General features: G+C 67.4%; 7 protein-coding genes. 6 read left to right on the top strand and 1 reads right to left on the bottom strand.

Features of this window, described 5'->3' with window-relative positions:
• Window positions 1-488: 488 nt before the first annotated feature.
• The 5 genes from ACFOY2_RS52100 (at window position 489) to ACFOY2_RS52080 (ending at window position 4,450) form a co-directional block, all read left to right on the top strand.
• A complete protein-coding gene (locus ACFOY2_RS52100; RefSeq protein WP_139629532.1) occupies window positions 489-839 on the top strand; it encodes a YbaB/EbfC family nucleoid-associated protein in 351 nt (116 codons plus the stop codon).
• 2 nt (window positions 840-841) lie between these two features.
• Entirely contained in the window at window positions 842-1,441 is a 600-nt protein-coding gene (gene recR, locus ACFOY2_RS52095) for a recombination mediator RecR (protein WP_379535632.1), read from the top strand.
• Window positions 1,434-1,964 carry a DUF5063 domain-containing protein gene (locus ACFOY2_RS52090; protein WP_357820832.1) on the top strand — a complete coding sequence of 177 codons (531 nt, stop codon included), beginning with the start codon at window positions 1,434-1,436 and terminating at the stop codon, window positions 1,962-1,964. Before recR ends, ACFOY2_RS52090 begins: the two co-directional genes overlap by 8 nt.
• A 153-nt stretch (window positions 1,965-2,117) precedes the next feature.
• Window positions 2,118-3,392 (top strand): aspartate kinase, encoded by a 1,275-nt coding sequence (locus tag ACFOY2_RS52085; RefSeq protein WP_379535631.1) that lies wholly within the window; start codon window positions 2,118-2,120, stop codon window positions 3,390-3,392.
• Window positions 3,389-4,450 carry an aspartate-semialdehyde dehydrogenase gene (locus ACFOY2_RS52080; RefSeq protein ID WP_379535630.1) on the top strand — a complete coding sequence of 354 codons (1,062 nt, stop codon included), beginning with the start codon at window positions 3,389-3,391 and terminating at the stop codon, window positions 4,448-4,450. Before ACFOY2_RS52085 ends, ACFOY2_RS52080 begins: the two co-directional genes overlap by 4 nt.
• A 55-nt stretch (window positions 4,451-4,505) precedes the next feature.
• Here ACFOY2_RS52080 and ACFOY2_RS52075 read toward each other — a convergent pair whose 3' ends face one another.
• A complete protein-coding gene (locus tag ACFOY2_RS52075) occupies window positions 4,506-5,324 on the bottom strand; it encodes a hypothetical protein (RefSeq protein WP_379535629.1) in 819 nt (272 codons plus the stop codon).
• A 225-nt stretch (window positions 5,325-5,549) separates the two neighbouring features.
• On the opposite strand from ACFOY2_RS52075, the gene ACFOY2_RS52070 reads away from it, so the two are divergent.
• Window positions 5,550-6,218: a TetR/AcrR family transcriptional regulator gene (locus ACFOY2_RS52070; protein ID WP_379535628.1), complete on the top strand. Its 669-nt coding sequence runs from the start codon at window positions 5,550-5,552 to the stop codon at window positions 6,216-6,218.
• Window positions 6,219-6,239 lie beyond the last annotated feature (21 nt).

Here is a 6,239-nt window from a genome sequence, read left to right as displayed (position 1 = left end):
GCATTCGCTGGTGGGTCTGCGGTCCTGCGTGAAAGATAGCCATCTGGAATTGCACCTCCAAAGATGATGACTAGGGCTGGTCAACGCGGGGCTTCAAGCCCTCTCCTTCAGGAGGGGGTCGTTGACTGGTCACTCCAAGTAGTCAACCTAGAGGATCCGCGTAAAGGGCGATCTGCGCAACCCGTTCGGGGTGATTGCATAGGGTGTTTGAATGAGCGCAACGTGTGTGCAACGTTCGGCCCGCTAATTTCCTTTGCCAACGCGTCGACGTGGTGCGGCCGCTCCGTCGGCGTGGTGGCCGGGTCTCGGACACTGGAGGGGGGCCGAGATCCGGCCAGAAATCCCGGCCTGAAAGACCGAAACCAGGACGCGCGGCCGGGGTGAGGAGATCGAGGGCGAAACATGGGGACTCCGCCAGTACATGACGCGGCCCAAACACCGTAGGCTCGTGGCAGTCAAGAACGCGGAGCCACGAGGAGCGCACGACGGTGAACCCAGGGGATGTCAACCTGCAGCAGCTTCTGGAGCAGGCTCAGCTCATGCAGCAACAGCTCGTGAGTGCCCAGCAGGAGCTCAACGACGCGCAGATCGAGGGCTCGTCGGGCGGTGGCCTGGTCACAGCCGTCGTCAACGGCTCGGGGGAGCTGCTCGAGCTCAAGATCGACCCGAGCGTCATCGACGCCGGCGACGCGCAGGACACCGCGGACACGATCGCCGACCTGGTGATCGCGGCCGTCCGCGACGCCGTGCGCGCGGCCGCCGACCTGCAGCAGGAGAAACTCGGACCGCTGGCCCAAGGGTTGGGCGGCGGCGGCCTCGGACAGTTGCCAGGGTTCTAGGCATGTACGAAGGGGTCGTCCAGAACCTGATCGACGAGCTCGGCCAGCTGCCCGGCGTCGGTCCCAAGAGCGCGCAGCGGATCGCGTTCCATCTGCTGGCGGCCGATCCAGCCGACGTCAAGCGGCTGGCCCACGCGCTGCTGGAGGTCAAGGAGAAGGTCCGCTTCTGCCGGGTGTGCGGGAACGTGGCCTCCGAGGAGGAGTGCCGCATCTGCCGCGACCCACGTCGCGACACGCACGTGATCTGCGTGGTCGAAGAGTCGAAGGACGTCGTCGCGATCGAGAGGACGCGCGAGTTCCGTGGCACCTACCACGTGCTCGGCGGCGCGATCAGCCCGATCGACGGCATCGGTCCCGACGACCTGCGCATCCGGGAGCTCATGACGCGCCTGGCCGACGGCCGCGTCACCGAGCTCATCCTCGCCACCGACCCCAACCTCGAGGGTGAGGCGACGGCAACCTACCTTGCCCGTCTGGTCAAGCCGATGGGTGTGAAAGTGACACGACTGGCCAGCGGTCTGCCTGTGGGCGGTGACCTCGAGTACGCCGACGAGGTGACCTTGGGCCGCGCGTTCGAAGGACGGAGGCTGCTGGATGTCTGACCAGTGGAGCGCGTTGGCGGAAGAGATCTCCGGGCATGCGCAGGACTACGTGGACGGCCTGACCAGGGTCGCGGGCGGTGAGGGCGGCGACGCCATCTGGTCGTTGCTGCTGGTGGAGGTGGCCCAGGTCAGCCTGGCCGGCGCCAAGCTCGGCGCCAACCAGGACGTGATCCTCGCCGGCAACTACGAGCCGCCGATGAGCGAGGACCCCGACATTGACGGCGTGCGCACGGCGCTGGCCGAACGCCTTGAGGCCGTGGACGACTACGCCGAGGTGTTCGACCCGTACAAGGACACCGGCGTCACCCCGTACCGCCTGTCCGACGACCTGACCGCGGTGGCCGCCGACCTCATCCACGGGCTGCGTCACTTCCACGCGGGGCGTCCGCACGAGGCGTTGTGGTGGTGGCAGTACTCCTATTTCAACACCTGGGGCAACCACGCGGGCGCCGCCATGCGCGCGCTGCAGGCTCTGGTCGCGCACTCGCGCCTCGATGTCGCGGAGGAGACCACCGCGGTTTGATGATCGTCCACATAGTGGGCGGGTGAGAAAACCGCCGTCAGGCCCGCGACCGGGCACGACGGCGGGGCGGCGGGTTCTTGCCGGGGTGAGCCCTCGGGCGCATGAGACGCCCCCAGTAGACTGGCAGCTCACAGTCCAAACCGGGAGACTCTCGTGGCGCTCGTTGTGCAAAAGTACGGTGGTTCGTCCGTCGCCGACGCGTCCTGCATCAAGCGGGTCGCGCAGCGGATCGTCGCGACGAAAAAAGCCGGCAACGACGTGGTCGTGATCGTCTCCGCGATGGGCGACACGACGGACGAGCTGCTCGACCTGGCCGAGCAGGTGTCGCCGCTGCCTCCTGGCCGCGAGCTTGACATGCTGCTGACCTCGGGCGAGCGCATCTCGATGGCCCTGCTGGCGATGGCGATCGCCAACCTCGGCCACGAGGCCCGCTCGTTCACCGGTTCGCAGGCGGGTGTGATCACCGACTCCACCCACGGCAAGGCGCGCATCATCGACGTGACGCCCAGCCGCATCCAGGAGGCCATCGACCAGGGCCACATCGCGATCGTGGCCGGGTTCCAGGGCGTCTCGCAGGACACCAAGGACATCACGACGCTGGGCCGCGGCGGTTCCGACACCACGGCGGTGGCGCTGGCGGCGGCTCTTGAGGCCGACGTCTGCGAGATCTACACCGACGTCGACGGCGTCTTCACCGCCGACCCGCGCATCGTGTCGGCCGCGCGGCAGATCCCCAGGATCTCCTACGACGAGATGATGGAGATGGCCGCCTGCGGATCGAAGATCCTGCACCTGCGCTGCGTCGAGTACGCTCGGCGGTTCAACCTGCCGATTCACGTCCGCAGCTCTTTCAGCACCAGGGAAGGCACGTGGGTCGTCTCCGACCCTTACACCGAAGGAACCGAGATGGAGCAGCCGATCATCTCCGGCGTCGCGCACGACCGGAGCGAGGCCAAGATCACTGTTGTCGGGGTCCCCGACAAGGTCGGCGAGGCTGCGACGATCTTCAAAACACTGGCCGACGCCGAGATCAACATTGACATGATCGTGCAGAACGTCTCGGCCGCGGCCACCGGCCGCACCGACATCTCCTTCACGCTGCCCACGGCCGACGCCCAGACGGCGCTGACGGCGTTGAAGAAGATCCAGGCCCGCATCGGTTTCGAGTCGTTGCTCTTCGACGACCAGATCGGGAAGGTGTCGCTGATCGGCGCGGGCATGCGCTCGCACCCCGGCGTCACCGCGGCGTTCTTCGCGGCCCTCGCCGACGTGGGGGTCAACATCGAGATGATCTCCACTTCGGAGATCCGCATCTCAGTGATCGTCGAGCAGGACGGTGTCGACGCGGCCGTGGCGGCCGCCCACCGGGCCTTCGATCTCGACGCCGACCAGGTCGAAGCCGTGGTGTACGGAGGTAGCGGACGATGAGCAGGCCCAATCTCGCCCTGGTCGGGGCGACCGGAGCCGTCGGCACGGTCATGCGCGAGATCGTCTCCTCGCGTGAGGACATCTGGGGCGAGATCCGTCTCGTCGCCTCGGCCCGCTCGGCGGGCAAGGTCCTTCGGGTCCGCGACGAGGACGTCGTGGTGCGGGCCCTGACGCCCGAGGTGTTCGACGGCATCGACATCGTGATCTTCGACGTGCCCGACGAGGTGTCGGCCGAGTGGGTGCCGATCGCGGCGGCGCGCGGCCCGATCGTGATCGACAAGTCGGGCACGTTCCGGATGGAGGCCGACGTTCCGCTGGTCGTGCCCGAGGTCAACCCGCTCGACGCGCGCAACAGGCCGAGGGGCGTCATCTCGACCCCCAACTGCACGACGTTGTCGATGATGGCGGCCATGGGCGCGCTGCACGCCGAATACACCCTCAAGGAGCTCGTCGTCGCCTCCTACCAGGCGGTGTCGGGCGCCGGCGTGGTGGGCCCCGCGCGGCTCTACGACGAGGTCGAGGCGCTGGCCGGTGACCGCTCGGTCGGCCAGGCGTCCGGTGACGTGCGCAAGGCGCTGGCCAACAAGCAGTTGCCCGACGACTCGCCGTTCCCCGCGCCGATCGCCTTCAACGTGGTGCCGTGGGCCGGCTCCTACAAGGACGGCGGCTGGGCCTCCGAAGAGCTCAAGCTCCGCAACGAGTCCCGCAAGATCCTCGGCATCCCCGATCTGAAGGTCTCCGCGACCTGTGTACGGGTTCCGGTGGTCACCACCCATTCGCTGGCCGTGCACGCGCGCTTCGAGCGCGAGATCACGGTCGCCGACGCCCACCGCGTCCTTGAGGCGGCGCCGACGGTGGTCCTCATGGACGACCCGGCCAACGGGGTGTTCCCGACGCCTCTGGAGGTCGTGGGCAACGACCCGACCTACGTGGGCCGTATCCGTCAGGCGATCGACTTCCCCAACACGCTCGACCTGTTCGTGTGCGGTGACAACCTGCGCAAGGGAGCGGCGCTCAACGCGGCGGAGATCGCCGAGCTGGTCGCTTCAGAGCTGTAACGGCCCTGGTGACGGACGCCGTGCGGGGGATTCTCGTGCGGCGTCCGTGGCTCTGTCACCGGAAGAGGATGTCCCAGTGGCTGCTCTCGTCGGCGAACGTCGTGCCCGAGGCTGACCGGTAGAGTCGCGCGCCGTCGCTGCGTACTCCGGCCTTTTGATGATTTTTGGTGATGTGTCGGTCGATGCAGGTGTTGTGGGAGATGTCGAGCTTGTAGCCGTTGCCGTGGCTGTACTGGCCCGGCGCGTGGCCCTCCTCCGTGCCGCCGGTGACCATGATCGGGCAGCCGCTGGCCTGCTTCAGCTCGATGACGCGGGCGATCGTCCCGGCCCGCACGGAGTCGAACGAGGTGCAGTGCCGCATGTGCTTGCTCGAACAGGCCCCCGTCGACTTCGTCCCCAGCCCCGCGTTCTTCAGCCAGCCGCTGGCGGTGCGGTGGGACATCTGCAGGGCCCCGAACCGGGGCATAACGCGGGAGAGATCGACCTGCGCGCGCTTGTGCGCCACGTATGGCCGCGATCGGGGCATCTTGGCCACCCCGATGTGCGCCGGACCGTTCTGGACGGCCTGTGCGTGCGTCTGGGGCCGCAGGCGGGTCGCACCCTCCTGGGCGTCGACGATCTCAGCCTGGGCCGTGTCCTCCTGGGCCGGGCGTGAACGCTCTTCCACGGCGTCTTCCTGCGACGGGCCGCGGTGGATCTCGTTCCAGGACTCGGGGGCGTTCCATGACCAGTCGTTTGTGAGACGCTCCGGAGCGTAGGCCAGGTCGGGGTCGAGCTCGTACACCTCGAAGAGTTCCGGACTCATGACCTCGTACGGGCCGCTCTCCGCCGGCTGCCCTTCGGGGTGGGCGGCGGCGGAGGCGGCCGAGGCCAAGACGATTATGGTGATCTCAATGCCGAGCAGTGCGACTACGATAGGGCGCACTGTTCCACGTATCCACATGTCGATGCCTTTTCGCGGAAATAGCCCTTCCGCCTGAAACGACAATCCCACCATTCACAGGAGATAACTCGTGCCGCGGGCGCAACTTTGCCTTGTGGCGGTGATCACCGTGCGGTCCTGTGACCTAACGAGGTTCGACGACGTAAAGTGACGAACGTGTCCGAAGCCCGAAACCGAGGATCGGAGAGCACCCGAGAGGTCATCGTCGAGACGGCCTTGCGACTGTTCAGGGAGCGCGGCTTCGACGCGACCACGATGCGCGCCATCGCGGCCGAGGCCGGGGTGTCCGTGGGTAACGCCTACTACTACTTCGAGGGTAAGGAGGCGTTGATCCAGGCGTACTACGACCGCGCCCAGGCCGAGCACGAGCAGGCCTGCAAAGAGTTCCTGGCCACGGAGGACGCGTTCGCGGCCAGGCTGAGCGGCGTGCTGCGCGAGTGGGTCCGGGTGTCCGAGCCGTACCACGAGTTCGCCGTGAAGTTCTACAAGCACGCGGCCGAGCCGACGAACCCGCTGAGCCCGTTCAGTGAACAGTCGTCCCCGGCGCGTGAGGCGAGCATCGCCATCTACCGCCAGGTCGTCGAGGGTTCGCGCGACCGCATGAACGCCGAGCTGCGCGAGGAGCTGCCCGAGCTGCTGTGGCTGCTGTCGATGGGCATGGTGCTGTTCTGGGTGCACGACACCTCGCCGGGCTGCGCGCGTACGTACCGGCTGATCGAGGTGACGGTGCCGCTGGTCGACCGGCTGGTCGGGCTGTCCCACCTGCCGGGGCTGCGGGGGATCACGAAGGACTTCATCGCCGCCGTCCACGAGCTGCGCGCATGAACCCCTGGGCCCGTTTCAATT

Origin of the sequence: Nonomuraea purpurea (assembly GCF_042650645.1) — a bacterium.
GTDB lineage: Bacteria > Actinomycetota > Actinomycetes > Streptosporangiales > Streptosporangiaceae > Nonomuraea > Nonomuraea purpurea.
This window is presented reverse-complemented; position numbering and strand designations above follow the sequence as displayed.